Source organism: Celeribacter persicus, from assembly GCF_003050785.1.
In the GTDB taxonomy this organism is placed as follows: domain Bacteria; phylum Pseudomonadota; class Alphaproteobacteria; order Rhodobacterales; family Rhodobacteraceae; genus Celeribacter; species Celeribacter persicus.
Genome location: NZ_QAOH01000088.1, coordinates 1 through 1,318, shown reverse-complemented (window position 1 = coordinate 1,318; position 1,318 = coordinate 1). Strand labels below are relative to the sequence as shown.

General features: G+C 60.3%; 1 protein-coding gene. It reads right to left on the bottom strand.

The window, feature by feature from the left end:
- Positions 1-36: 36 nt before the first annotated feature.
- Positions 37-1,260, bottom strand: a complete 1,224-nt coding sequence (locus tag C8N42_RS21325; protein ID WP_107818396.1) for an IS256 family transposase — start codon at positions 1,258-1,260, stop codon at positions 37-39.
- Positions 1,261-1,318: the final 58 nt, after the last annotated feature.

Below are 1,318 nucleotides of genomic sequence, written 5' to 3'. Positions count from 1 at the left end.
AGAGACTGTGCCGAATTTTGTGCCTGACGCGTTTTTTTACGCCATTGGGAAGCGGTCTTCGAACATGATGGCAAGCTGACTTCTGACAGCGTGCCATTCGCGCACCGAACGCTTCCATTCGGTGGATGTAGCATTGAGCGCCAGATAGATCAATTTCGCTGCTGCCTCATCGCTTGGGAAGTGACCGCGGGTTCGGACGGCGCGCCGGATCTTCGAATTCAATGCCTCAATGGAATTCGTGGTGTAGATCAGCCTGCGCACCTCGGGCGGGTAGTCGAGGAACGGGATCACCTCGTTCCAGGCCCGGCGCCAGCTCGGTGCGATGGCCGGATACCGCCTAGCCAGATCGCTCTCCTCGAACTCTGCCAGAGCGGCCTCGGCCGCGTCGGCATCCACCGCCGTGTAGATCGTCTTTAGCGCCGTGGCGACGGCCTTGCGGTCCTTGTAGCTGGCAAAGCTCATGGAATGGCGCAGCAGGTGAACGATGCAGGTCTGGACCTGGGTCTGGGGAAAGGCCGCTTCGATGGCCTGCGGGAAGCCCTTCAGCCCATCCACGACGGCGATCAGGATGTCCTGGACGCCCCGGTTGCGCAGATCGTTCAGGACCTTGGCCCAGAACTTTGCGCCCTCATTGGCCTGGAACCACAGGCCCAGAACGTCGCGTGTGCCGTCGGGCAGAACCGCGAGGGCCACGAAGACCGCCTTGTTCGAGACGGCTCCATCGCTGCGGATATTGACCCGGATCGCGTCCATGAAGATGATCGGATAGCAGGGTTCCAGAGGGCGGTTCTGCCAGGCGGTGACCTCCTCCATGACCGCGTCGGTAATCGCGGAAATCAGGCTGGGCGAGGCTTCGATGCCATAGATTTCCTCGATATGCCCCTGGATCTCGCGGGTCGTCATGCCCCGGGCATACATGCTGATGATCTTGCGATCGAACTCGGGAAAGCGGCGCTGATACTTAGCGATCAGCATCGGATCGAAGGTGCCGTTCCGGTCGCGGGGGATGTCCAGAACGACCTTGCCGCTGTCGGTGGTCACGGTCTTCTGACTGCTGCCATTGCGCCGATTGGCCGGCTGATTATACCCCTCAGGGGCTTCCTCGGCGCGTTCTTCACCGAGATGGACGTCCATCTCCGTGCTCAGTGCCCGTTCCGCCAGCGCCTTTGTCAGCTCGGACAGAATGCCGTCCTTGCCAAACAAATCACCAGGCGCGCGGCCTTCCATCAATCGGTCCAAGATCTCTTTATCGATGCTCATACGTGGGTCTCCTCTTCGAGCAGTTACCACGTCAGCGCACAAAATTCAGGATAGTCCC